22 protein-coding genes are annotated in these 25,638 nt (G+C 37.5%); 13 read left to right on the plus strand and 9 right to left on the minus strand.

Going from position 1 to position 25,638, the window contains the following annotated elements; translation table 11 throughout:
- Positions 1–13: 13 nt before the first annotated feature.
- The 7 genes from ABN212_RS03965 (at position 14) to ABN212_RS03995 (ending at position 8,344) form a co-directional block, all read left to right on the plus strand.
- On the plus strand, positions 14–1,000 hold the full coding sequence (locus ABN212_RS03965) for a hypothetical protein (RefSeq protein WP_198620556.1): 987 nt from the start codon (positions 14–16) through the stop codon (positions 998–1,000).
- The gene (locus tag ABN212_RS03970; protein ID WP_198620557.1) at positions 1,000–2,142 is read left to right on the plus strand and encodes a BamA/TamA family outer membrane protein; all 1,143 of its coding nucleotides are present in this window, start codon (positions 1,000–1,002) and stop codon (positions 2,140–2,142) included. The genes ABN212_RS03965 and ABN212_RS03970 overlap by 1 nt, the downstream gene beginning before the upstream one ends.
- On the plus strand, positions 2,142–3,296 hold the full coding sequence (locus ABN212_RS03975) for a DUF4056 domain-containing protein (protein ID WP_109373272.1): 1,155 nt from the start codon (positions 2,142–2,144) through the stop codon (positions 3,294–3,296). Before ABN212_RS03970 ends, ABN212_RS03975 begins: the two co-directional genes overlap by 1 nt.
- Before the next feature lie 275 nt (positions 3,297–3,571).
- A complete protein-coding gene (locus ABN212_RS03980) occupies positions 3,572–4,366 on the plus strand; it encodes a protein bax (RefSeq protein ID WP_160230737.1) in 795 nt (264 codons plus the stop codon).
- Between the two features lie 163 nt (positions 4,367–4,529).
- On the plus strand, positions 4,530–5,948 hold the full coding sequence (locus ABN212_RS03985) for an MBOAT family O-acyltransferase (RefSeq protein WP_198626463.1): 1,419 nt from the start codon (positions 4,530–4,532) through the stop codon (positions 5,946–5,948).
- The gene (locus ABN212_RS03990; RefSeq protein ID WP_349442912.1) at positions 5,935–7,137 is read left to right on the plus strand and encodes an SGNH/GDSL hydrolase family protein; all 1,203 of its coding nucleotides are present in this window, start codon (positions 5,935–5,937) and stop codon (positions 7,135–7,137) included. The genes ABN212_RS03985 and ABN212_RS03990 overlap by 14 nt, the downstream gene beginning before the upstream one ends.
- A complete protein-coding gene (locus ABN212_RS03995) occupies positions 7,112–8,344 on the plus strand; it encodes an SGNH/GDSL hydrolase family protein (protein ID WP_349442913.1) in 1,233 nt (410 codons plus the stop codon). Before ABN212_RS03990 ends, ABN212_RS03995 begins: the two co-directional genes overlap by 26 nt.
- A 67-nt stretch (positions 8,345–8,411) precedes the next feature.
- Here ABN212_RS03995 and ABN212_RS04000 read toward each other — a convergent pair whose 3' ends face one another.
- From ABN212_RS04000 to gntR, 4 genes are all read right to left on the minus strand, one after another.
- Positions 8,412–9,350: a methyl-accepting chemotaxis protein gene (locus tag ABN212_RS04000; protein ID WP_198620561.1), complete on the minus strand. Its 939-nt coding sequence runs from the start codon at positions 9,348–9,350 to the stop codon at positions 8,412–8,414.
- A gap of 150 nt (positions 9,351–9,500) precedes the next feature.
- Positions 9,501–10,838, minus strand: coding sequence for a gluconate transporter (gene gntU, locus ABN212_RS04005; RefSeq protein WP_198620562.1), 1,338 nt, complete (start codon positions 10,836–10,838; stop codon positions 9,501–9,503).
- Positions 10,835–11,389 carry a gluconokinase gene (gntK, locus tag ABN212_RS04010; RefSeq protein ID WP_198620563.1) on the minus strand — a complete coding sequence of 185 codons (555 nt, stop codon included), beginning with the start codon at positions 11,387–11,389 and terminating at the stop codon, positions 10,835–10,837. The genes gntU and gntK overlap by 4 nt, the downstream gene beginning before the upstream one ends.
- 323 nt (positions 11,390–11,712) lie before the next feature.
- Positions 11,713–12,708, minus strand: a complete 996-nt coding sequence (gene gntR, locus ABN212_RS04015) for a gluconate operon transcriptional repressor GntR (RefSeq protein WP_198620564.1) — start codon at positions 12,706–12,708, stop codon at positions 11,713–11,715.
- 231 nt (positions 12,709–12,939) lie between these two features.
- Between gntR and ABN212_RS04020 the strand changes: the two genes are divergently transcribed.
- The 6 genes from ABN212_RS04020 to ABN212_RS04045 all read left to right on the plus strand — a co-directional run bounded on the left by ABN212_RS04020 (position 12,940) and on the right by ABN212_RS04045 (position 19,516).
- A complete protein-coding gene (locus ABN212_RS04020; RefSeq protein WP_349442916.1) occupies positions 12,940–13,971 on the plus strand; it encodes an iron ABC transporter substrate-binding protein in 1,032 nt (343 codons plus the stop codon).
- Positions 13,968–14,966, plus strand: coding sequence for a FecCD family ABC transporter permease (locus ABN212_RS04025; protein ID WP_198620566.1), 999 nt, complete (start codon positions 13,968–13,970; stop codon positions 14,964–14,966). The genes ABN212_RS04020 and ABN212_RS04025 overlap by 4 nt, the downstream gene beginning before the upstream one ends.
- Complete coding sequence (locus tag ABN212_RS04030; RefSeq protein WP_198620567.1) at positions 14,963–15,757, plus strand: ABC transporter ATP-binding protein; 795 nt, start codon at positions 14,963–14,965, stop codon at positions 15,755–15,757. The genes ABN212_RS04025 and ABN212_RS04030 overlap by 4 nt, the downstream gene beginning before the upstream one ends.
- Positions 15,744–16,568: a class I SAM-dependent methyltransferase gene (locus ABN212_RS04035; RefSeq protein ID WP_198626469.1), complete on the plus strand. Its 825-nt coding sequence runs from the start codon at positions 15,744–15,746 to the stop codon at positions 16,566–16,568. Before ABN212_RS04030 ends, ABN212_RS04035 begins: the two co-directional genes overlap by 14 nt.
- On the plus strand, positions 16,565–17,413 hold the full coding sequence (gene modD / locus ABN212_RS04040; protein WP_349442918.1) for a ModD protein: 849 nt from the start codon (positions 16,565–16,567) through the stop codon (positions 17,411–17,413). Before ABN212_RS04035 ends, modD begins: the two co-directional genes overlap by 4 nt.
- 156 nt (positions 17,414–17,569) lie before the next feature.
- Positions 17,570–19,516 carry a TonB-dependent receptor plug domain-containing protein gene (locus ABN212_RS04045; protein WP_198620627.1) on the plus strand — a complete coding sequence of 649 codons (1,947 nt, stop codon included), beginning with the start codon at positions 17,570–17,572 and terminating at the stop codon, positions 19,514–19,516.
- 98 nt (positions 19,517–19,614) lie between these two features.
- On the opposite strand, the gene ABN212_RS04050 is transcribed toward ABN212_RS04045, so the two are convergent.
- The 5 genes from ABN212_RS04050 to sicA all read right to left on the minus strand — a co-directional run bounded on the left by ABN212_RS04050 (position 19,615) and on the right by sicA (position 25,558).
- Positions 19,615–20,658: an IpaD/SipD/SspD family type III secretion system needle tip protein gene (locus ABN212_RS04050; RefSeq protein ID WP_349442919.1), complete on the minus strand. Its 1,044-nt coding sequence runs from the start codon at positions 20,656–20,658 to the stop codon at positions 19,615–19,617.
- 152 nt (positions 20,659–20,810) lie between these two features.
- Complete coding sequence (locus ABN212_RS04055) at positions 20,811–22,028, minus strand: IpaD/SipD/SspD family type III secretion system needle tip protein (RefSeq protein WP_232806295.1); 1,218 nt, start codon at positions 22,026–22,028, stop codon at positions 20,811–20,813.
- A 3-nt stretch (positions 22,029–22,031) separates the two neighbouring features.
- Complete coding sequence (locus ABN212_RS04060; protein ID WP_198620570.1) at positions 22,032–22,883, minus strand: type III secretion protein; 852 nt, start codon at positions 22,881–22,883, stop codon at positions 22,032–22,034.
- 28 nt (positions 22,884–22,911) lie between these two features.
- Entirely contained in the window at positions 22,912–25,050 is a 2,139-nt protein-coding gene (gene sctE / locus ABN212_RS04065; protein WP_349442922.1) for a type III secretion system translocon subunit SctE, read from the minus strand.
- Positions 25,043–25,558 carry a type III secretion system translocator chaperone SicA gene (gene sicA, locus ABN212_RS04070; RefSeq protein WP_198620572.1) on the minus strand — a complete coding sequence of 172 codons (516 nt, stop codon included), beginning with the start codon at positions 25,556–25,558 and terminating at the stop codon, positions 25,043–25,045. Before sicA ends, sctE begins: the two co-directional genes overlap by 8 nt.
- Positions 25,559–25,638 lie beyond the last annotated feature (80 nt).

Consider the following 25,638-nt stretch of genomic DNA (forward strand, 5'->3'; position numbering starts at 1 on the left):
CTGTGGGTTATGTATGAACTTTTCCAATTTAAATAAGGTGGTGTTAACTGCCTCTCTTCTTGCTACTGGCTTTTCTTATGCTGATAGCGATCGCCCCCTGCTCTCTTTAAGTGTGAGCCAATCCGGCGGTACTGCCTTAAATAGCGAAGGTTCGTTAGATACTCGCACCCCAGCAAGCCAATCTCGCGTTTTACCTATTTGGGGCGATGAAGCCCGCGCCCGTGGTTATGATTTACCAGAGCCTTTTGGTGCCAGCTACAGCTATATGAATCTACGCCAAGATATCATCGTAGATAAAATTGGTTTTATCATGCCTAAAAATCCAGAAACAGCAGACGCGTTAAAAATAGATGCAGGTCATACGCGTGAAAAAAGTGAAACCCATATGCTAAAACTCGATAGCTGGGTATTCCCTTTTATGAACGTTTATGGCTTATATGGTCGAACTAAAGGTACATCAAAAACAATCCTGAATGGAGGTAGTTTTGCTGGTTTTCCTTTACCGTTTATAGAAGGTATGCCTTTTGATCTTGATTTTAAAGGTGATACTTATGGTGGTGGTTTTACTTTGGCGGGAGGATATAACCAATATTTCGCTACTTTCGATTTAAACTACACCAAAACTAACCTTGATATCTTAGATGGTGATATTAAAGCATTAGTGATTTCACCTCGCGTGGGTTATGAATTTGTCTTTTCACCGTTCATTGCTGGACAAGGAAATACCAAATTACAAGTGTGGACAGGTGCAATGTACCAAGATATTACCCAACGTTTTAAAGGGGATATTAATAAGTTAAACCTTCCACCAGCATTTGCAGGCTTAATCCAAGCATTAGATGATCCTGGCATGAAATTCGATGTTGAACAGCATCTTGCCCATAAATGGAGCCAAACTTTAGGTGCCCGTTTAGAATTAACGCGTAATTTTAACGTGATAACCGAATTTGGCTTTAATAATCGTAATAGCTTCTTTGTTTCTGGTGAGTTCCGTTTTTAATGGTTAAATACCCTTTTATTTTGGGGCTGGCATTTGCCAGCCTCTTTATTTCACACACAGCACAAGCACAACTCTTCCCAGATAGACAACAAATAGACCAATGGTTAGTTGGCTTAGGAGGAGAAAATAGTTTCGACCGCAGTAAAACCATTGATTGGGGAGTTTTGCCTGGACCTTTCTATACACCAGAATTAGAGTTTGGTGTAGGTATTGCGCTTGTTGGTCTTTATCAAGCAGATAGTCGCCCTGATAGCAAAATCTCGTCACTCTCTTTAAGTGGCTTTGGTTCATCAACGGGTGCTTTTGGGATGACCTTTAGCAACTACACTTATCTCGCGGATGATACTTGGCGCTTTTATCTCACTGGCTCGTTAAACAATGTGCCAACCAATTATTGGGGAGAGGGTTATCATGAAGGTCGTGTAAAAGATCATTTTGGTGAATACCGCTCTCAAGAATTGCACTTAACACCGACTTTATTGCGTCAAATCGCCCAAAACACCTATATCGGATTAGGATGGGACTATTCAAATTTACAAGCCGCAGCCCCAGACGCTCCCTTCAAAGCGTATATGGATAAACACAATTTACCTTTGCGCTCCACAAGCTCTGGGTTAAGTCTCCGCTTTACTTACGACAGCCGTGATTTTTTACCTAATGCGAGTCAAGGGCAAGCATTTGATATTAGTTATACTCACTATTCTCCTGATACAGGCAGTAATAACCGCTTTAATGCGACACAGATGCAATATAACTACTATTATCCTTTAAGTGACAGTGCGGTTTTAGCTTTTGATAATTATGCCCGCTTCACATCAGGCGATGTACCTTGGAGCCAACTTTCTAAGTTAAGTAATGGGCACCAGATGCGCGGTTATTACGAAGGGCGATATCAAGATAATCACGTCTTTTCTACGCAATTAGAATACCGCCAAAAACTCAATTGGCGCCATGGCATCGCACTTTGGATTGGTGGTGGTACGTTAAGCGATCAAGCCCGTGATTTAGGTCAAGGTCATTGGCTACCTAGTGTTGGTGTGGGTTATCGATTTGAATTTAAGCCACGCATGAATGTGCGTCTCGATTTTGGTATAGGTAAAGAAAGTACAGGATTCTATTTTCAAGTAGGTGAAGCATTTTGATGTTCAAGCGTTTTCTTTTTATTAACACCATTGCCTTCTTCTTATTTATTGCAGGTTGCACTCAAGTCACACCTGTTAATCCCATTCATGCCAATCTTGAAAGTGTCACTCATGAAGAAGCGTCACAAGCTTGGCAAACACCACCTCCTCTTACCGCGCCTAATGGATTAAGACCTTGCTGTGCTTTTGGCTATGACTTAAAAGTCAAAGCGCTCGAAATTCCTATCCCGTTTTATCGTATTGATAATGTTGTTGAAGCCTCTGCATTGGGCAATCATCGCTATAACGACAGTTTTTGGCTCGGCACCGCGGCAGTATTAGGGATTGGCAGCGAAAAATCGGGTTTAATTTACTCTCATAAGGGTGGGTTTCTTGATATTGCCCATATTCGTGACACCGCAGATTATACTTATTATCTCTTTAGTCATATCTATCCAAAATTAGGGCAAGAGTGGACGTTAACGCTAAGTAATGAGTTGGCACAACGTAAAATACACTTTAACGCCTTTACACCGCCTAAAAATGAAGCACAGCGTTATACCTTAAGTGCCTATCTTGCTGCTCGATTAGGTTATCGCCTTGCAATATGGCATGAGATTGCACAGTGGTATGGTTTACGTTCGGTGCCCGGATTTCCAGAAGGAATATCCGCATTTTCACCCGAAGATCTCTACTCTAACTTGATTGGCGCTCGCCTTTCTCTCACCTTGATCCTTAATGGTCACGCCACCAGCCTTGAGCAATATAATCAATCGATGCAAGGTATTATTCCTTCTGCGCTTTATCAATTAGAGGCTCAACCTCGTCAATTAACTCAGCAATGGTTTGATGTGATTGATGGGCAATGGTGGGATAGTCAGCAACGTGTACCTGATAAATTTTTAGTTTTAATGCGTGATTATCACATTTCTGATAAACGCTATCCGGTCTTACCTTTTGAGGAAATGGCGTCGCCTCATTACCTCACATTACCTAGTGCTTATTCCGGTTACATTCTAGAACAATTAGCAGAATTTCAGCTTTGGCCAACAAATCAAATGGAAGATTTACCTCGCCCAAAAACCTATTGGCGTGAAGCGGATTTTACTGATTTAACAGAAAAAGCACGCGAAATTGATAATAAAACTAGACCAAAAACAACAAAAATTGACTAAATAACAAACAAAATTGACACATTAAAAACCCTTAATTTTGCTAAATTTTGGTTAAGTCACACCTTTTTATATAAGATAAATTAAAGTTTTCGCAAAAAAAGCACTTTTTGTTAAAGGAAAAAATCGATTATAAAACGAGGCTTTCCAGTAAACCTTATACATTTATTTAACAAACCACTCGTAGTTATCCTAATGTGAGGCGATATTTTGTAGCTATGAAAAAAGTAATTTGTTAGTATTCGTTCGATTTTTATCCAGTTAAACGAGGAGAAGCAATGCCCTCTCAATTGATGAGGACAAGTGCCGTCTTCGCTTTCTTGATTTCACTACTCTTTACTGGTGTAAGCTTTGCTTCAACCAGTACCGGCAGTTCCCAAATGCTGCAGGCGTATTCTTTCAAAAGCACGTCAACACCGTTGCCAGATTTGAAAAAATACCCATCGGGAACGCAGCGTAAGAAAGCGTTTTTAAATGTCATAGTTCCTATTATTGACAATGTTAATAATAAGATTTTGAGAGATCGTGAGTGGTTACTCGCTCAACGTAAAGCCCAGCACTGGGGCAGCGCAGAGTTAAAAAAACTGCGTGAGATCTGTCAATACTATGGCGTTACATGTACCAGCCCCAAAAAAGTAAATTGGGATTCGTTATTGACTCGCGTTGACATTATTCCGACACACTTTGTCGCAACGCAAGCCGCTACAGAATCAGGTTGGGGCACATCGAAGTTGGCACAGCAAAACAATAACTTATTCGGTATGCGATGTGGGAGTCAGTCTTGCAATAATGTACCAGGGAAAACCAAAGGCTATGCAGCCTACCCTGATATTGAAGGCTCTGTGATTGCTTATATGCGTAATCTCAATACGCACCGCGCCTACAATTCATTGCGCTCCTCAAGAGCACAGCAAAGAATGACGCAACAGCAACTCGACTCTCGCCAGTTAATCACTGACTTGAAAGGTTACTCAGAAATGGGCTCAAGTTATAACGATTATCTGACCGAAATGTTCGACTCAAATAAAAAACTGATCACCCAAGTTCAGTTGCAGTCGAAACAAGAAAGTTAGGCCTTAGCAGGCTTTCATAGTGTAAAAAGCCACTTTTCTTTCTAGAGAAAAGTGGCTTTTATTTATCACAAGACAATCTTTTGATTGAAAGCCGGCTTAGAATTCATAATATATGTGGTAATACGTTTGGTATGACTTTTAAATCACACCCTTAGAGCCATTTATGAATTTTTTTTCATTCGAGTTTCTCGGAGCCTTTGTTAGCTTTTTTATTCTATACTGGCTCTTTCAAAAGCAGATTAAGATCCAAAATATTCTACTGATTACAGTCAGTTACGCTTTTCTCTTTTATGCGGATTATCGTCCTGCGATTATCTTATTAAGCTATACACTCTTTATTTATTTACTGGCAAATATATTAACTAAGTACACTTCTTCTAAAGTCATCTATTGGCTATTGGGATTATTGGTTGCTGTTTATTTTACTGCCTTTAAATACTACTCGTTTTTCCAAGAATCACTGACACAGGCATTCCAGCAATGGGGACTCAGTATTGAGCTTCCTCTTATTGAATTACTGGCACCATTAGGACTCTCTTTCTATATTTTTCACTCGGTCAGTTATGTGGTTTCCGTTTGTCGAAAAGAGATCCCCAAAGCGCCTTTTTTAGATGTCGTTCTTTATTTATGCTTTTTCCCAAGCATTGTGGCCGGGCCAATTAATCGCGCCAAAGAATTTCTCCCTCAAATTCAGGCACCAACACGAAAAATCATTGATTATAAAGGGGCGATCATGCTGATTGTTTTAGCTATCGCAAAACTCTTTTGGTTAAGTGGTTGGTTCTCAACAAACTATGTTGATCCTGTTTTTAATGCACCCGATTTAGCGCAAAGTGGGCAAGTCTTAACGGCTATCTATGCCTACGCATGGCATATCTATTTCAACTTCTCGGGTTATACCAATCTAGTGACAGGTATTGCCTTATTACTCGGCTTTGTCGTGCCTCGTAACTTTAATGCGCCGTATTTAGCGATCAACCTCGCTGATTTCTGGCGTCGTTGGCATATCAGTCTATCTACCTTTATTCGCGATTACGTCTATATTCCTTTAGGGGGCAATCGTAAAGGCGTTATCAGACAGAACTTTAATGCCTTTGCAGCAATGGTCATTTCAGGATTGTGGCATGGCGCAGCAATGACCTTTATTATTTGGGGCGCAATTCATGGAATTGGCGTGGTGTTATTAAATATTAAACACCGCCTGTTTCCTGTGAGGAAAAATGCGCCACCCACTGCGCTATCTTCGTTAAATATGTTGTTGTCATGGATTATCACGTTCCACTTTGTTTGTTTTGCTTGGATCTTTTTCCGCAGCCAAACAATCGGAGATGCTCTTGTTCTGATACAACAACTCTTTAGTGTAGGTGCTTGGGCTTCATTACAAGCTGAAGGCTTAACGCTCTTTATGTTCTGGGGACTTTTCTTACTTTACCCTTGCTTTGTCACCTTAAGGGATATTGTGGCTCGTCTTGAGAAAAGAGTGCCGTGGTATGTTTATCCTCTACCACTTGCGTTGATCCTCACGATTATTTTTATGTTGTCTCCAGATGGGGTGCCAGGATTTATTTATGCCAGCTTTTGATTTCTGCTCAAACTTAAAAAAGACAGCAAAAGTCGCTTTAATGGTGCTATTTAGTACCCTCTTGCTGATTTGGCTAAACCAAACATCACTAGAGCGCTTTTGGCAACAGCAATATCATCGTCCTGCGCCTTGGTCTGGGCTTTCTCACTATTATGCTTGGCAAGTGGGAGGACAACTGCGTGATGGCGTATTTGTTGCGGTAGAAAGCTATGGAGATTATCTACAGGTTAATCATCCTGATAATCAGGCAAAGCCAATAGAACAAATCTCAACATCGGAGCAACTTCCAGAAGGCTTTGCGGTGGGATTGCATTTCTTTAATGGTTATACACGACCTGCATCTCAATTGACGCAACGCTTCCCGCAATTACTGCAACGTAAGCAAGCAATGGGAGGATTACCTTACCATTCGGTCACGGATGTGTCTGATGCGGCCTTAGAAGCCTTAAAACCTATCGTACAAAAAACAGAAATTATTTTATCACCTAAAGATAAAGTCTTATTTGCAGGCGACTCAATGATGCAGGGTGTTGCTCCTTTACTTAAACGCCAACTTCAAACGGACTACAACATCAGTAGTATTGATTTAAGTAAGCAAAGTACAGGGCTGGCTTATCCTCGCTTTTTCAATTGGCCTCAAACGATTGCAACGCGATTAGCCAGCGACGACTCCATTAAATTATTAGTGGTCTTTTTAGGCCCTAACGATCCTTGGGATATGCCTCCAGATGGTGGAGGACGCTACTTAAAATTTGCAAGCGAAGCATGGGAATCAGCCTACCGAGCGCGAATTGCAAGCATTATAGAAAATGCCAGACAGAATAATGTCACGGTTATTTGGGTTGGACCACCCAATATGCGCAAGCAGAAGTTGTCCGAAGGGATGGCATATCTTGATAAACTTTACCGTGAAGAAGCAGAGAAAATGGGCGAAATTTACCTTTCCGTCAATGATATGTTTAAATATGAGAAAGATATTTATTCTGATTATATGGGTGATGGTAGTAGTCGTGTTAAGTTAAGAGCCGGTGATGGCATTCATTTTAGCTTAAAAGGTCAGCAAATTATTGCTCAACACGTATTCTCACGTATTCATCTTCAAGAAGAAACGAAAGAAGATAATGCAGTTGATGATGTAAAAGATAAAAACACGGTCATTGTAAATGAAACAACTAACGCACGTCCTTAAGCGTAAAACCTTAGTCAGTAGTTCAATCATACTGGCCTTGGTTTCACTCTTAGTCGCTTGTAACCAAGACACTGAAAAAACGGTGAAGTTGCCGACACCCACAGTATTACCTGCTGATGGTTCAAGACAACTTTACAACTATCACGATCCTCACTTTGCGGGTTTTGTTAAGAAATTACAACAAGGCCGCCAAACTGTGCATATCGTTCAGTTAGGTGATTCCCATACTGCGGCTGACTTTTTCAGTGGTAAGTTGCGTGAGCGTTTTCAAGCAGACTATGGCAATGGCGGCATTGGTTTTATTCCCCCGACTAATATCGCGGGTCAACGTATTGCAAACGTACAATATCAGAGTGATAAAAAAGCGTGGACACTGCTTTCGAGCAGAAAAGATAGCGATCCTGATTTTCCATTAGGTGGCTTTATTAGTGAGCCTCAAGCGAAATGGGCAAAATTACAGTTATCTGAAAATCCAGTCACTCAGCAACGTTATCAATTGCAAGCGCTCTATAAAGCCCCAACAACAGCACAAATGAATGTACAATCGTCAACAAATAAAGTGCTTTCATTATCGCAAACGCAAGGTAAATGGCAGTTTTCAAACCCAACAGCCATGACATTCCCTGTTAGTATTACCATCAGCAAAAATCAACCAGTTAAATTAGGCGGTTGGTTGATCACTAATCAACAGCCTGGCGTAATGTTATCCTCATTAGGCATTAATGGTGCCACTATCAATATGATGGATAAATGGGGAACACAATGGACTGAAACACTTGGTCAATTAAACCCTGATATGGTGATTTTAGCGTATGGCACAAATGAAGCGTTTAATGACACTTTCGATTTGAACACCTATCGCCAACAGCTTACGGATAAAATTCGCCAAATTCGACAGCAAGCTCCTAATAGCGCCATTTTATTAATTGGGCCTTCTGACTCAATCAAAAATAAAGAAGCACTTGATTGTCGCTCACAACAGCCTCAATGGCTAAGCGATATTATCAGAATTCAAAAAGAAGTGGCTCAACAAGAGAAGACGCTCTTTTGGGATTGGCGTGATTATATGGGTGGCGAATGTTCGATAAAAGCATGGGCGCTGTATGATTTGGCAAGACCTGATGGTGTTCATCTTTCTCGTGAAGGTTATGAAAGCAGTGCCAATACACTTTATAGCCAATTGAATACCTTAATAAACAAAGGCTGACCCACTCTGTTTAACAAATAAAAAGGAGCTTTCGCTCCTTTTTATTTTTCTCATTTTATTCATCAGGTTAGTAATTATCTGAATTTAATAAAACATCGACATATTTAATAACATCAACGCTGGCTTGTTCCATTTTCTCTATATAGTGTGCAACCGCTTCTTGATTATCTTCTATATTGGCCTTTAATGCTAAACGACCACATTCATGCACTAATTTATGGGGTTCTTCTAAGCGACGAAAGGCGTCAGTTTTTGCAAATTTTTTACCATCACCTTGATAATACCATTTCCCTAAACGGCACTCTGTATGCTGATTAACACAGTGTTCATCATCATTATTTAATAAGTGAATATAAATCGCCTCTTTCCATAAAACATGGTCGAGTTTGACCGTATTAAAAAATTGCTGCATCGAAAGAAAGGTAAAAATATGTTTAAGCTCATTGGCTTGTTCTGACAATGACGTTAAATTTTGATGCCCTTCTTCAACCAGTGTTTTAACTTGTTGAACTTGCTGTTGGTTTTTTTCTGTGGTTTCTTTAACGGAAATAAAGCGAGCACCTAAATTATTATTAATGCTGGCAATAGAAGAAGCTTGTTTTTGGATCTCTAATGACAACTTTTTCATCTCTTGAGCTAAGACTGCAAATCCCGCCCCTTCACGCCCAATATGTCCAGCCTCAATTGCTGAGTTAATGGATAAAATATTCGCCTGACTGGAAAGCCTATCAATATTGCTGGCGCTATCTTTAATTTTTTTCAACCAACTTGAGAAATCTTCTATCTCTTCTCGGCTATGTGTAAAATGCGTATCCACTTCATTTAGAAATTGAGTCAATGACTGCGAATTATCCAACATCTTGCTAAAGAGATGTTCCATTTCATCAAGTAAATTGAGCTTATCTTGTAATTTATTACTTGATGCTAAAATCGAATCTCGAATTAGCGTGATGGTGTGGATATTACAATCCGTGTGTTTAATAAAAAGCGAATTATAGTCAACCATAAAATAACAGCCCTAGTTTGCCCACTTAATAAATAAACCTATAGATTAATGAGAAACGGGATATTTTCTGTCACATTTCATAGTCATTTATAGCAATGAAAAAAAGCGCGTCAAAAGACGCGCTAATTACAAGAAAATAAAGATTCAATTTTATAAAAAAGCGAAGAAAATCATACCTACGACAGCACCTGTTGTACCGAGAATAGTTTCCATCAATGACCATGTTTTTAATGTTTGCGCTTCTGTTGCTCCAGTAAATTTACCGAATAACCAGAAACCCGAATCATTAACGTGGCTAAGAATAATAGAGCCGCCCGCAATACAGATTGATAATGCCGCCATTTGAGCGCCACTGTAGCCCAGCTCATTGATAACCGGTAAAACTAAGCCAACAGCGGTTAAACATGCAACGGTCGCAGAACCTTGGATCACACGCACAGCACCTGCAAGAATAAAGCACGCAATTGCAATTGGCATACCCGCGCCAATTAACGCATTACCTAATGCAGGACCAACGCCAGAATCAACTAACACTTGTTTAAAGACACCACCCGCACCAGTGACCAATAAAATGATCCCAGCAGGTTGAATTGCTGCGGAGCAAATCTCCATCACTTTTTCTTTGCTCATACCACGGCGAATAGCTAAGCCGTAAATAGCCACTAAACAAGCAACAAGAATAGCGATAAAAGGATGACCTACAAACTCAAGAATATTGTATAACTCAGTCTCTTTCTCAACGAAACGCGCACCAATGGTTTTAAAGCCCACTAAAACTAGCGGTAATAACACAAGTGCAAGACTAAAACCAAAAGAAGGCATTTTGTTTTGACCTAAACTCGGTTCTGACAAATCTTTTGGTAATTCTAATGTGACGTAACGGCTAATAAAGTTACCGAAAATAGGACCTGCTAATAACATCCCAGGAATAGCTGCACATAAACCAATTAAAATCATCCAACCAAAATCAGCATTCATTTGGTCAGCTAACAGCATTGGTGTTGGCCCTGGCAATAAGAAGGCGGCTGCACCTGCGACACCCGCAAAGAGAGGGATGGCCATTTTCACCACATTGCCACCAGTACGACGAGCAACAGCAAATACAACACCAATTAACAAGACAACGGCAACATCAAAAAACAGAGGTAAAGCACAGATTAAACCTGCAATACCTAATGCGTAGTTAGCCCGTTTCTCACCAAAGTATTTTAATAATCGCACTGCAATTTGATCTAATGCCCCTGTTTCATGTAGCACCTTACCAAACATTGCCCCTAGCGCGACGACGATTGAGAGGAAACCTAACGTCCCCCCCATCCCGTTTTGCATGGTTTGTGTGATCTTCTCTAAAGGCATACCAGAGAAAATACCAGCACCAATAGCGACAATCATTAACGCTATAAAAGCGTGTAAACGCGCGTACATCACAAAAAAGAGCAATAATAAAACCGAGCCAACTGCGGTTAGCACCAGTGTTAATGTACTCATACCGTTTCCCCTTCAAAAGTCTTTTGAGTGACTGAATTTATTGTCTTAATTGCACTTTCAATCACGTCATCAAGTGGCACTGAAATATCAATTTCATATACATCATTTTCAGCTTTTGCTGGCTCTTCTAGGGTTTCAAATTGAGTCACTAACATTTGAGGTTTAAAGAAGTGCCCTTTACGTGCTTTTAAGCGGCTTTCAATTAGCTCATAGTCACCTTTTAAATATAAAAAGTGTAGACATTGATTGCCCTCTCTTAACATATCGCGATACTGTTTTTTCAATGCAGAACAAACAATTAACGAAACTTCATTGGTTCTTTGCATCGCAAATGCTGCATCATTTAATGCTTGTAACCAAGGCTTACGATCTTCATCATTTAAAGCGTGCCCTGATGCCATTTTAGTAATATTTGAGCGAGGGTGCAGGAAATCACCGTCTAAAAATGCCGCACCTGTACGTTGTGCCACACCACTTGCGACCGCAGATTTACCGCTGCCTGATACCCCCATTAAGATAAAAACATGGTGTAGGGATTGGGTATCGTTCATAGAATGCTCCTTTAAGGCAGATATTAAGTCTTTTTTGTAATGTTACCCGTAACTGTTACGGGTAACATATCCGAAGTGGTAAGGTGAATACAACAACGAAGATCAACTAAGGAGCGAAAATGTGAAGCGACTCTCAAATGAAAGTAAGATGATCTACAAACTGACAACAAAACATCTGATCAGCTTCCTTTTATTCGCCGCAAAATAGGGGAGTAATAACGTTGAAAGAGAGAAGGTATCTCAATAAAAAACCCTACTGTTAATCATATAACAATAGGGTTAGTAAAATTATTAATTCATTTCAATATCAATAAGTTAAATATTTAAATACTTTCACCAGTAATAATGCGGAAACCAACATCAATCACTTGGCCTCGCGCAATTTTACCTTTCATTCGTTTAAGCAATAAATCAGCTGCTTGTTGCCCCATTTCATCACGAGGGGTAAAGATACTCGCCAGACGAGGCGTCATCACTTGTCCAACATCATGTCCGTGGAAACCCGATATTGCAATATCCTCTGGCACGGAAATACCTAAACGTTGACACTCAAAAACAGCACCAATCGCAATATCGTCATTGGTGCAATAAAGTCCGTCTAAATCAGGATATTGCTTACGTGCAGCATGTAATAATTCAGCCCCTAATGAATAAGATGAACTTTTTGGAGTCATCACATTACCAACAGGTAAACCCGCATTTTGCATTGCTTTTTCATAACCGTTTAAACGCATTAAGGTTCGTTCATCCTGTCTTGCGCCAAGGTAGATAACACGTTTGCATCCACGTTTGATCATCTCATTGACCATCTGTTGTGAGGCTTCAACGTTATCTAATCCTACCGCCGAATCAAAACAAGGCGAAACGCTATCCATGATCTCTACCACAGGAATACCCGCGGTTTCTAACATTTTCATTGTTTTTGGTGTGTGCGTTCTTTCAGCAAGAATAAGCCCATCGATATTATAAGAGAGTAATGAAAGCAGGCGCTCTTCTTCTTTTTCAGCACGATATCCATAGTGTGCTAACATAGTTTGATAACCGTATTTATCGGTCACTGATTCAATGCCACGAATAACTTCGGCAAAAACTTGGTTAGTTAAAGAAGGTAGTAATACCCCAATCGCATGACTGGTCGAATTAGATAAAATATCAGGAGCGCGATTAGGAATATAATTAAGGCTCTCTAATTCACGCGCAATTTTTTCTCGTAAAGCTTCAGAGACTTGTTCGGGGTTACGCAAAAAACGACTCACGGTCATTTTGGTAACACCAACTCGCGAAGCTACATCCTGTAATGAGGGGCGTTTTTTCTTCATTTTATATCGCAACTATCCAAAAACACTCGTATTAATACGCGCTTTAATTTTCCAAGAATGCTGATTATAGCCCTAGGTTATACACTATTTCGAATAAAGTTTTTCAGATGTGTGCCTAGATTTGATTTTGACTGATGATCCCTTGACTTAAGCCAAAGGAAAGATAGTATTCTTCGCTGTATAATAAATGAAATAACGATATCAATATAAAACAATAAACAGCGTGAACCTATGGCGATCCACAGACGACAATTTCTAACTTACCTCGCAACTATTGCGACATTATCGGCACTTCCACATTCGGTAAGAGCCACAATAACCTCGCGTATTGCAGCACAATTTGGTCATATTCCTGCATCAACCACAATCCATCGTGTGATTAGTGCGGGGCCTCCTACTGATCAATTGTTACTCGCATTAGCGCCTGAAAAATTATTGGGTTTTTCCTCACTTAATTTAGAAAAAAGTCCTTTATTTTCAGATGAACTACGCAAATTACCCCGTTTAGGACGTTTATCAGGGCGAGGAAGTACACTCTCTTTAGAAGCTTTACTGACGTTAGAGCCCGATATCATTATTGATAGTGGTAACGTGGATGAAACCTACCGTTCATTGGCGAAGCGTGTCTCTGATCAAACGGGTGTACCTTATGTGTTAATTGATGGCACTTTAAAAGATAGCCCAGCTCAGTTACGTCAAACAGGGGCTTTATTAGGTGTTGCTGAAAGAGCAGAAACATTAGCGCAGATTGCAGAGCAATATCTTAGTGATGCTGCGCTTTTTGTATCTGAACAAAAAGAGAGTCCACGTTTTTACCTTGCTCGGGGTGCTAAAGGATTGCAAACGGGTGCAAGAGGCTCTATTCACACAGAAGCCATTGAAGCCTTAGGTTTTGAAAACGTGGTTGATGTTCCTGATTTTACTGGTTTGACTGATGTTTCCCCTGAACAACTGTTAATGTGGAACCCTGAAATTATCATCACACAAGATGAAAATGCCTATCAGCAAATCACTCAAAGTTCTGTATGGAACAGCATTCAAGCCGTTAAAAACAACAAAGTGTTACTGTTTAAAGGATTACCATTTGGTTGGTTAGATGGTCCTCCGGGTATCAACCGTTTAATGGGGATGCGTCGCTTACAAAGTCATTTTGACGTTCGAATAGAAAAACAAACCACTCAAGATCTACAAAATTACTTTGCTCATTTTTACCACACGCAATTAAGTGCTGAACAATGTCAGCAATTGCTGGGGTATTCATGAGTCAATCAGTACGTATCACGCTTTTATTTGCGGTATTTTCCATCGTTGCTTTAATTGCAATCACTAGTGGTAAGTATTCACTTACCGCTAATGAACTGTGGACACTGGTAAGTAATAAATTAATAGGCAATGTGGAATACAGCAGAACTGAAACCGTCTTTTGGCAAATCAGATTTCCCCGTGTTCTTGCGGCAATCTTAATTGGTGGAGGACTCGCTATTGCAGGAGCAGCTTATCAAGGTATGTTCCGTAACCCCTTGGTTTCTCCTGATATTCTTGGCGTTTCATCAGGTGCGGGCGTGGGTGCGGTTTTAGGTATTTTCCTTGGGCAATCGATGTTGTCTATTCAGCTATTTGCCTTTGCAGGCGGTTTGGCAACAGTTGCCTTAGTCTATTTTATTGCAAGGCTTGCTAAACAACACGATCCTGTTCTTTCGCTTGTCTTGGTTGGTATTGCGATTAGTGCATTATGTGGCTCAGCAATTTCATTAATGAAAATTCTCGCTGATCCTTATACGCAATTGCCCTCAATTACCTTTTGGCTTTTAGGGGGGCTTTCGACCATTACGGCTTCTGATTTAATTTCTGTCGCCCCTTTAATGTTGATTGGCTTTATTCCACTGATTTTACTGCGCTGGCGTATGAATATCCTCAGTTTATCTGATGAAGAAGCCAGAGCATTAGGTTTAAATGTCGAAGTGACGCGGCTAGTTTTTATTTTGTCAGCAACATTGATAACCGCAAGTGCCGTTTCTATTGCGGGCATTATTGGCTGGCTAGGCTTAATAGTGCCTCATATTGCAAGATTGTTAGTGGGCGCTAACTTTAGCCAACAACTGCCTGTTTCTTTGCTTGTGGGCGCCATTATGCTGTTAATCACTGACACATTAGCTCGCACTATTGCCAATATCGAACTTCCATTGGGTATTTTAACCTCCGCCATTGGTGCGCCATTCTTCCTAATGTTGTTACTTAGAACAAGGAAAGACGCATGATCATTGCTAATGCAAAAAAGCTCGCCATTGGCTATAAAGGCAAAACCTTAATTAAAGATCTCTCATTCCACATCGAACAAGGGCAAATCATCTGCTTATTAGGCGCAAATGGTTGTGGAAAAACCACACTGATGCGAACGTTGTTAGGGCTAATACCTTGTATTGAAGGTGAGATTAATGTTGCGGGGAAAAAACTAAGTGAGTGGTCACCAACAGAACTTGCCAAAGTGGTGGCTTATGTTCCTCAAGCAACGCATATCCCCTTTTCTTTCAATGTTATCGATATGGTTGTGATGGGACGAGGCGCACATTTATCCTTTTTCTCAATGCCAAGTTCTCAAGATAAAACAATGGCAATGGAAACCTTAGAAATGCTCTCGCTTTCTCATCTTGCTCACCGAACTTTTGATACCTTAAGTGGTGGTGAAAAGCAGATGGTCTTGATTGCTCGTGCTTTAGTACAACAGCCCAAATTACTGATTATGGATGAACCCGCGGCCAGCCTTGATTTTGGTAATCAAATAAAGCTGCTTACCCAAGTTAAGGCACTAAAAGCGTTAGGGATCAGTGTTTTTATGTCAACACACCATCCACAACATGCCGCTTCATTGGCTGATGAAGTCATTTTACTGACACCTCATACTCCTGTTTTGCAAAATAGTCCTGAAATTTTGCTAACACCCAACAATTTAGCGCACCTTTATGGTGTAAAACCCACAGATATTCAGGCGCATTTTCACGCCTACTCGGATAATAACAATGAATATAGGCAAGAATATGAACACCATTGAAACCACGGATTTTGCTGAACTTTATAAAAACCACATGGTACAGGCTGAAAGAACCAAAAAAGAGCCAGAACATTGGGATAAACGTGCTGAAAAAATGGCAGAAACCTGTGCCAATCCTAACGATCCTTATTTAATCAAGTTTCGTGAAATGATGGATTTTACGGGTGCTGAAACCTTACTAGATGTGGGTTGTGGCCCTGGCTCTATCAGCATTCATGTTGCGGATAAATTCAAAAAAGTCATTGGTATTGATTACAGTACAGGCATGCTCACAGTGGCTAAACGTAGAGCAGAACAAGCAGGCATCAATCACGCCGACTTTATCACTTGCTCATGGGAAGATAGCTGGGATGCACTTCCTCGTTGTGATATTGCGGTCGCTTCACGCTCAACGCTCGTGATGGATTTAAAAGCCGCGCTATTAAAGCTTAATCGCCAAGCTAAATTACGTGTTTATACGACACACACCGTATCCCCAACTTTTGTTGATCAACGCATTATTCGCTTACTGGGTCGAGATGTTCCTACGCTACCAACCTACATTTATGCTGTAAATATGCTTAACCAAATGGGCATTCACCCTAAAGTGGATTATATCCGTAGCCGTAATTGTCAAAGCAATTTCAATAGCCTTGAGCAATTTATTGAGGGGATCAACTTCTCCGTAGGGCCTTTAAGTGAAGATGAAATAACACATTTAACGAACTACTATCATGACAGCATTAAAAATGGCGTTTCACTGATTTCGCCTACGCGTGATTGGGCGATGGTTTCTTGGGATGTCGTGCCAGAAAGTGAGTTAACACTATGATTTATTACACTGATGCCTTTCTTGATAATTTATTGATGGAAGATATTCAGTATGGTGATTTAACAAGTCGCGCCCTGAATATCAGTGATCAATTAGGTACGATGACATTTACACGCCGTGAAGCGGGTTGTGTTAGTGGGATCACGCTAGGTTGCCGTTTATTGGAAAAGTTAGGGTTAGAGGTAAAAGCGCATCGACAAGATGGTGATTTTGCCGATAAAGGTGATTGCTTAATCACCGCGGAAGGTCGAGCCGATGCGCTGCATCAAGGCTGGAAAGTAGTGCAAAATGTGCTGGAGTGGAGTTGTGGTGTTAGTGACTATATGGCAAGAATGCTAGAAATCTATCATCGCTATCAACCTAAAGGGCAAATTGCGTGTACACGTAAAAATATCCCGAATACCAAACTATTAGCAACTCAAGCGATACTTGCAGGCGGTGGTGTTATTCATCGCCAAGGTTGTTCTGAAACAATTTTACTCTTTGCTAATCATCGTCGATTTTTATCAGAGCCAGATAATTGGGCACAGCATGTTAAACAGTTACGCCAAGCGGCACCTGAAAAATGTATCGTGGTAGAAGCTGATGATATTGAACAAGCAAGAGAAGCGTTAAAAGCCCAACCAGATATTTTACAGCTTGATAAATTCTCCGTTGAAGATATTGCTCGGCTTCAATATGAAGCGCCTCAAGTTGCGCCTCAATGCCATCTTTCGTTAGCTGGCGGAATTAACCTGAACACAATTGAAAAATACGCACAAACAGGTATCCATTTAATGGTAACGTCTGCGCCTTATTATGCTCCACCGACAGATATTAAAGTTCGTCTTTACCCAAAAGATTAAATAAAAATAATAACTTATAAGTAAGTATTTACATATTTAATCAATAATAAACAAAACCGAGTGCTAACATATTGTCAGCACTCATTTTATCCATTTATTTTTACGTAATTCGTTATATAAAAAATTATATATAGATTACAAATTGAGATTGGAATGATGAAATTAAAACCTCTATGCTACTGTTTATCTTTTGCTCTATTACCAAGTATTGCAATCGCCGACACCACTTATGGGCAATCAACCCCTGATCTATTAACCGTTTGGAGTAGCCCGATTGCAGCCAATCCAGATGTGTTAACACAAGAGCAGATGCTTGAACAAAATAAAGTCAATGCGGCACAAGCTATTGCTACATTACCCGGTGTTGTGATGCAAAAATCGGGCAACCGCAATGAATACACCATTAAAGTGCGAGGCTTTGATAGCCGCCAAGTGCCAGTCTTCTTTGATGGTATTCCAACGTATGTTCCTTATGATGGCAACTTAGACTTAGCCCGCTTTACCACCAATGATCTAGCAAGTATTGAAGTCAACAAAGGCTATACCTCATTACTACAAGGCCCTAACTTAATGGGTGGCGCTATCAATATTACTACTGCATCACCGAAAAAACCTTTAGAAGGGAGTATTGCTTACTCACAAGGTTTTGCACGCGGTGCTGATTATGCACATAACATGAGTGCACGTTTAGGCGCACGTAATGATTTAGGTTTTATTCAAATCAGTGGTAGCCAATTAAAGCAACGCTTTACCCCAATTCCGGGCGCTGATGAAAATAATCAAGCAGCCGGTACACATGGACGCCGTGATAATTCGGCAACAGATGATAAACGTGGCATGATCAAAGTGGGTTGGACGCCACGCGCTTCTGACGAATATACCCTGACTTATGTAAAACAAGACGGTGAAAAAAATAGCCCGCCGTCAACATTAGGTAAAGGTAAATTTAAATATTGGGCATGGCCGGATTACAACAAAGAGAGCTATTACTATAGCGGCGTAACACAAATCACAGACAGTATTAATCTACAAAGCCGTGCTTATCACGATAAATTCGAAAATACCCTCTATATGTATCCCAAAAAAGGGGATACACCTGACTATAGCCACTATGACGACTACAGCACGGGCGCTGCATTGCAATTAGGTATTGATACACGCGACAGTGACCTACTCTCTTTTGCCGCACATTGGAAAGATGACGTTCACCGCGCTCAAAAAGAGAAAGGTGGCGATTGGATGCGTTATAAAGACAGAACATGGTCTTTAGCCACAGAATACCAATGGGTTGTCACCAATGATCTCGATTTAGTGGGTGCCATTAGCTATGACTGGCGTGATAGTGTTGATACCGATAAAGGGGCTGATGACAACAAGCAAACGGCTTTTAACTGGGAAATGATGGCGAAATATTCTTTAGCCAATGATGATGCAGTCCGCTTCTCCGTATCTGATCGTAGTCGCTTCCCGACGCAAAAAGAACGTTACACTACTGAAAAACCCAAAGATGGCTCAAAAGGGATTATTAACCCAGATTTAGATCCAGAACGTGCATTATCGTTCGACTTAACCTATGAAGGGCACATTACTGATAAATGGGGTTACCAAACCAGCATTTACTACAACCGTGTCAGTGATGCAATTATGGCACACACAGTTTATCGTGATGGCAAAGCATTTTTCCAAAACCAAAATAGTGGACGCATCGACTATGTAGGTCTTGATTTAGGCACGAAAGGCAACGTTACTGATTGGTTAGAACTTGGTGTAAACTATAGCTATATTCACAGTGACCCGAAAAAAATCGAACATATTGAAGGCTTACCAAAACATAAAGCCTATATGTGGATAACGTTTATTCCAGTAGAACACGTTCGCTTTACTGTTATGGAAGAAGCGCAAGGTTGGACATATAACCGTATTGATGAAGATGACAAACTCGCAGGCTATGCAAAAACCGATCTACGTTTAGATTATGACTTTGGTTATGGTGTTTCTGCTAATGCCTCTGTCAATAACTTATTCGATAAGTCTTACGAGTATACACAAGGCTATATGGAAGACGGCCGTAATTACTGGTTAGGTATTGAATATAAATTCTAATTTATTTTCTATAAATTTAAGAGCTGATATTTATTTTAATATCAGCTCTTTTCATCCCTAAAATAACTTTACTTTCCATGATGATACTCTAAATATAATTAAAATCGTAAAAAACCTTTTGCCATTTCTAATAAAGTATTCATAGTACTACTCACTATTTTTACAAAATTATCATAATTACTATTGGCTGCGCTGTATTTTTTTGACAGTTCATCCAAGTTAGTATTAACGCCTTTTTCAACAGCATCTAATGTTTTTTTTATCAAATCAAACTCTGTTTGTAATATATCATGTTCACCATTCGGCATATTATCTAAATAGCTAACTAGTTTATCCAATCCCGATAAATCTAAACCTACATTAAATACAAAATACATATTAGGTATAACACCTGGCGATTGATCGTCTTTCTTTGATGCGACACCTTTAAGTTGATTAAGTAAATTTTCTACTGCATCAACAGTATTATAGACCTCAATACTATTTTTATAATATATTTTTTCTCCATTAATAATTCTATAAAATCGGCCATCATTCTCTTTATTGAAAGCCATTAACGTACTAAAAACGTTTTTATTTTTCCACTTCGCTTTTAAAAAATATAATTTATCAGATAACGAATCTACATTTATATTTATATATCCATCTTTACTTCCAGCCTTTGTTGCCTGACTTAATTCAGTCAATATTTCTCTTAATTCTTTTACAAAATCCATATACTTGGAAAAAATATCTTTCAAAACATCTAAATAATCATTTTTACCCGCGACAATAGATTGTTTTACTTCATCAAATAAATCACTTAATGAATCTGTTGGATAACTGTCATTTGATTGCGCATTTTCTATTGCACGAGAAGCATAACTAATTTCATTTAAACTTTTCTTTTGATTAATATTATTTTTTACATATTGTTCATCAAGGTAAAAACCTTTTTCTTTACTAGAGAGATGTTCAAATCTATTATCATCTTTAACATCATTAAGAGATAATTCTTGATACTCTCTTTTCACATCTTCTAATAAAAAATTTGTATTATTTAAAAACTCTTCCTGATTATGTACTATCGCATTATAGGATTTATTTTCTATATGTGATTTATTGTTACTTTTAGATACATCAAAATTAATAGCAGTAGCCATAACATTAACCTTTTATATAAAAATAAAAGAAGTTGTTTCAAGAAAAAATTAAAACTAATATTTTAACAAAACTTAAAACAACACATAAACGTTAGCATTATTAGGCTATTATCTCTAAAAATATAATCTCTATTTTCAATTTCTCTAAAGAGTTAAAATCGTAAAAAACCTTTCGCCATTTCTAATAATGTATTCATTGTACTGCTCACTATTTTAACAAAATTATCATAATTGCTATTTGCTGAGCTGTATTTTTTAGAGAGTTCATCAAGATTAGAATTCATTCTCTTTTCTAATGAATCAAGCGATTTTTTAAATAAATCAAATTCAGTTTGTAAAACATTTTTATATTTTACTTCTTCTTTTTTATTTTCATTATCTGCTTTTATCTTTCTCATTTCTTCTTCAATATCAAAACCAGGTTTAACTAAACCAAATAAAGATGTATTATCATAAAGTAGTTGTTTTCTTTTTTTCTCTATCTCAGCGTCCGATAATACGCCATCCATAGAAATATCAGTATTTATTTTTTCCAAGAGATTATCAAGATCATCAAAATCGATATGGCCAATAAAATTAAATTCAATATTATTTTTTATTTCTAATGAGTAATTTTCTTTTATTACCTTAATACCTTTTATATCTTTTAATAATTTTTCTATTGTATTTAATGATTGATAAACTTGTTCTTTCTCTTTATAACTTATTAAATACCCCCCTAATTTTCTAATGTAACTCCCATCATTTTGACATTCAAATAAAAGTTTAGTGTAAAAAAATGATTTCTCTCCTAATTTTTCATGATAACTTTTTTTAACATTCACCAATACTTTTTTAAGTTCAATATAATTAATTGCAATACACCCATCTTTCTTACCCGCTTTGGTATATTGGGTAATGGATGTTATTGCTGCTCTTAAGTCCCTTACATAATCCATATAATTGGAAAAAACATCCTTTAGAATATCTAAATAATCATTTTTACCTACAACGATTGATTGCTTAACTTCATAAAAAAAATCACTTAATGAATCAGTAGGATAACCATGATTTGGACGTACATCTTTTATAATGGGTTCTAATTTTTTTATAGAGCTTAAACATTGATTATGAAAAATAATATTTTTATCATATTGTGCAGAGAGAGAAACATATATTTCCCTCTCTGTTTTTCCTTTTAAATTATTACAATCAATCCAGTTATCAAGATCAAAATCTTTTTTTTCTCGCCTTATATTTATTAATAACTCTTTCATATCATCTAAAACATGTTTTTCATTTTTAGATGTAGAAACAATATCATTATCTGAAGAATAGATTTTCGAATGACTTGCTATATTAGACATCCCTGAATCAATAGCTTTAGCCATAAATTATCCTCTTACATTCGAACCAATTGCAGAAGCAGCATCCTGCTGCGCATGAATAATTGCTTCAATGGCTTGTAACAATGCTTTTATCACTTCCGTTACTTCGCGTTGCATCTCATTATTATTACTAATAACGTGATTATTAATACTTCCTCTTGCTTCTAATACTTTCTGTTTACCATCCAGTACAATTCCTTGAGATTGCAAAGTTTGGTCTGCTACTCTAGCCAAAGGATCCGCAGTTGAAGTCACTAAGTTACCGGTTATCATCGTTGGGTTAGAATGACCAATAAGATCTTTACCCATACCTTTAATAGAAACAAAAGCCCCCATACCATGTATTGCCATTGAAATACCCGCACTCGTAATTGCGGCACCAATCATAATATTGGCTTTTTTATTAAGATTATCTTTTATTTGATCAGCGATATTTAACTCAATATTCATCAGCATCACACCCATTTCTCTAGATGCTTCGAACTTTTTAATCATTGCTTCTAAATACTTAACAATCAAATTGATTAATTTCATCATATCCGAAGATACAAAATTAAACATACCTAAACTTTCTGTTTTTATATGATCATAAATATCATTATCGTTATCAACTTCGAGTGATTTTAATATCTTTTTTATATCCGGTGTTTTTACTTCTGGTTCAGTTAGAATTGGCTTTGATATGCTTTTTGCTTTTTCTAAAATACTATTTAATCTATTATCAATATCTTTACTTAAACTCTCTAAATTTTCTTTAGTTAGTTTACTATCATTAATAATATCTTTATTATCAATGGCTTCATTAATTTTAGGCTTATAGTCATAAAATACATTATCATTACTTACTTTCATATTCATATTCATACCTTATTAAAGATAAACTTGATTAAATAGATATATTTCTGATCGTGTCTGATTTAGTCCGATTACTTATAGAAGATTTTTCACTCATATTTTTTAAAATTTCAGTTATGGTATCGATATTCTCATGATAACTTTCCATTATCTTATCCATTAATTTTTGAATAAGATTTAATATGGCTTCTAGCTTTTTACTATCAGCCATAGATTGCAGAATTTTTGCAGAAAGAACACTACTATAAATATTAACTGCATTTGTTGCTGTTGCATTGGCTAACTTAGAAATAACTACGGTTCTGTTTAACATAACACCTGCTTTCTGACTGAACTCTTTAGCAAGTAGTTTATTAATTTTCTTCATGGCTTCTTCAAGTGCTTGAACAATGATTTCTTTAATCATTTTTCCCATCATAAGTTCAAGTGCTTCATTGAAGACTCTTTTCAACATATCTCTGACTTGTTGATTAACAATTTTCTTGGCTACATTGGTTATACCATTTACAGCTGGACCAACAACAAAACTTAATGCAATTGCGGCAATAAATAAAACCGCGGTAATTAAAGCCTTAAGTCCCATTTTTAATTTATCTTGTATTGAGTTTTTTATATCCTCAATGATTTTTTTATCTATACCTAATTTCTTTAATGCATCTAAAGAGCCATAAATCATATCCGCTAGAAAATCGACCACCTTATCTAAAGCCTCCATCAAAGCTTCAGTAAGAGGTTGCATTAATTCATCCATAAACGATGTGCCATGTATCGCTTGATACACTTCATCGGCGACGGTTAATGCCGCATCAGCAACAAATAAAACCACGGCAACGGCCATTAAAGCCATTGAAGCACCCGCGGTAAAAATAGACGCAATACCCGCAACGATGGCTAATAACCCTCCTAATATTTTCAAACCAATACCTGCCCAAAATTGGATTTCTTCTTGCTTTTTTATTTGAGCTTTTTGATCGTCAATTTTTTCTTTAAGTGATTTTTCCGTCACTTTTTGCATTTCCTCAAAGAGCGCTTGTTCATTTTCAGAACGCTGCAACATTACTTTGAGTGTTAATTCACGTGTTTTCGCTAATAAGAAAGTTAATAATGCCATTCCTGATAAGGAGTCTGACATTATTTCAAGTTCTAATGCACTTTGAGTAGATGTAAGGACTCTATAGGTTTCTCTGATTTCATCTAAATTTGTTTTTATTGATGTATTTTCTTTTTTATTTATTAAGGCTTTTAATTCGTCCTTATGTGAAGTGATCTGATTAATTCTATCTTCACTAATAGAAACATTAGGCATATATTTAAAAGCATTATCAAAAAAATCAGATAACGTACTGTATAATTTATCTAAATCATCTAACGATAATTTAGAAATATCATCTGGTAAATTCAAAAATGGAAATGCTTTTTTAAGTGAATTTTCCATATCACTTTTAGATTTAATATTTCCTGATAATAAATCTTTAATTAATGACCTAGGAATATTATTATTTTTTAAGAATTTTTCGACTTCAGCTTCTGTTTTGAATTTATTCGATTTAATTTGACTATCAATTTCCATCCAATAATCAACATAAGCATCTTTACTATTCTTTATAGTATCTAGAACAGAGTTAAATTTTTCTTTTAAGCCATCAATGCCTTGAGCTAATTTATTTAGCTTATCTATATAATAATCAAGCTTATCTGGATCTTTAATTTTATCTAAAACATTCTGATGAATGACATTCTGATAAGAGAGTTGTAAAAATAAAAAATCATAATCTTTCGTCGATTTTTTATTCTCTGATTGGCTTGGTGCTGAGAATGCTAAAGAGGATTTTTGATTTTGAGATATATCTAGTGTATTACCTTTTTCTTGGCTATAAGCAGCCTTGTCATTTTCTTTTTTATTTTGTTGAGAAAAAACATTGATTTTATACTGCACATCATTTTGAACATTAATTCTTTGATTATTTTTCTTCTGCTCAATAGGTGCTCTAAGAGCAGGTGCAGAAATTTTATTTTCTTTATCTTTAATTTGTGAAGATACAATATGCTCATTTACAGTATTAATTCTTTGAGCTTGCTGTGTCGTATTTATAGTGACATTTTCTACCTCCTTAGAAGGTAGAGGTGTAGAAAATATAATTTTATCATTAACCTTATTAATATCATTCATACTGTTCTTCCTTATCTGCATTAAGAACAACAAGAGGAATATCTTTTAATGATTCTAAATAAACATTGGCTCTTTCTTTGATAGATTGATCGTTAATCTTTTCTGAAACTTGATTAAAACAATATTTTGCTTTTTCTTTTTCACCAAGCGATAAATTACATTGCCCAGCATAGAAGACAGGTCGATAATCATTTTTCGCATTGAGATAAGCTAAAGCATAAAGATCAATTGCCGCTTGATACTGTTTTTTCAATTGTTTAACAGCAGCAAGCCCCATAATGTAATCAACATTATAAAAATCGTAGAGACACAAAAATTTGAAAATTGCTTCGGCCTCATCCAGTTTTCCTTTCTGGTAAAAGTCATAAGCAAATGAATAGATTCCTTCCATAAATCCTTCTGGGATAGCGCCTTCGTCCTTGAGTGATGTCCCGTTCTGAACAATAGAAACAATGTAGTTTGCTAATTGATCAAGTTCATTTTCTGACATTTTTTTATATACTGACATGATGTTAATCCTTTCATCGATGATGAATAATTAATAATGAAATTCTAATTTAATCATTAATTAATTACTTTAATAAAACA

The sequence above is a fragment of the Proteus genomosp. 6 genome (assembly GCF_040139785.1).
Classification (GTDB): Bacteria; Pseudomonadota; Gammaproteobacteria; order Enterobacterales; family Enterobacteriaceae; genus Proteus.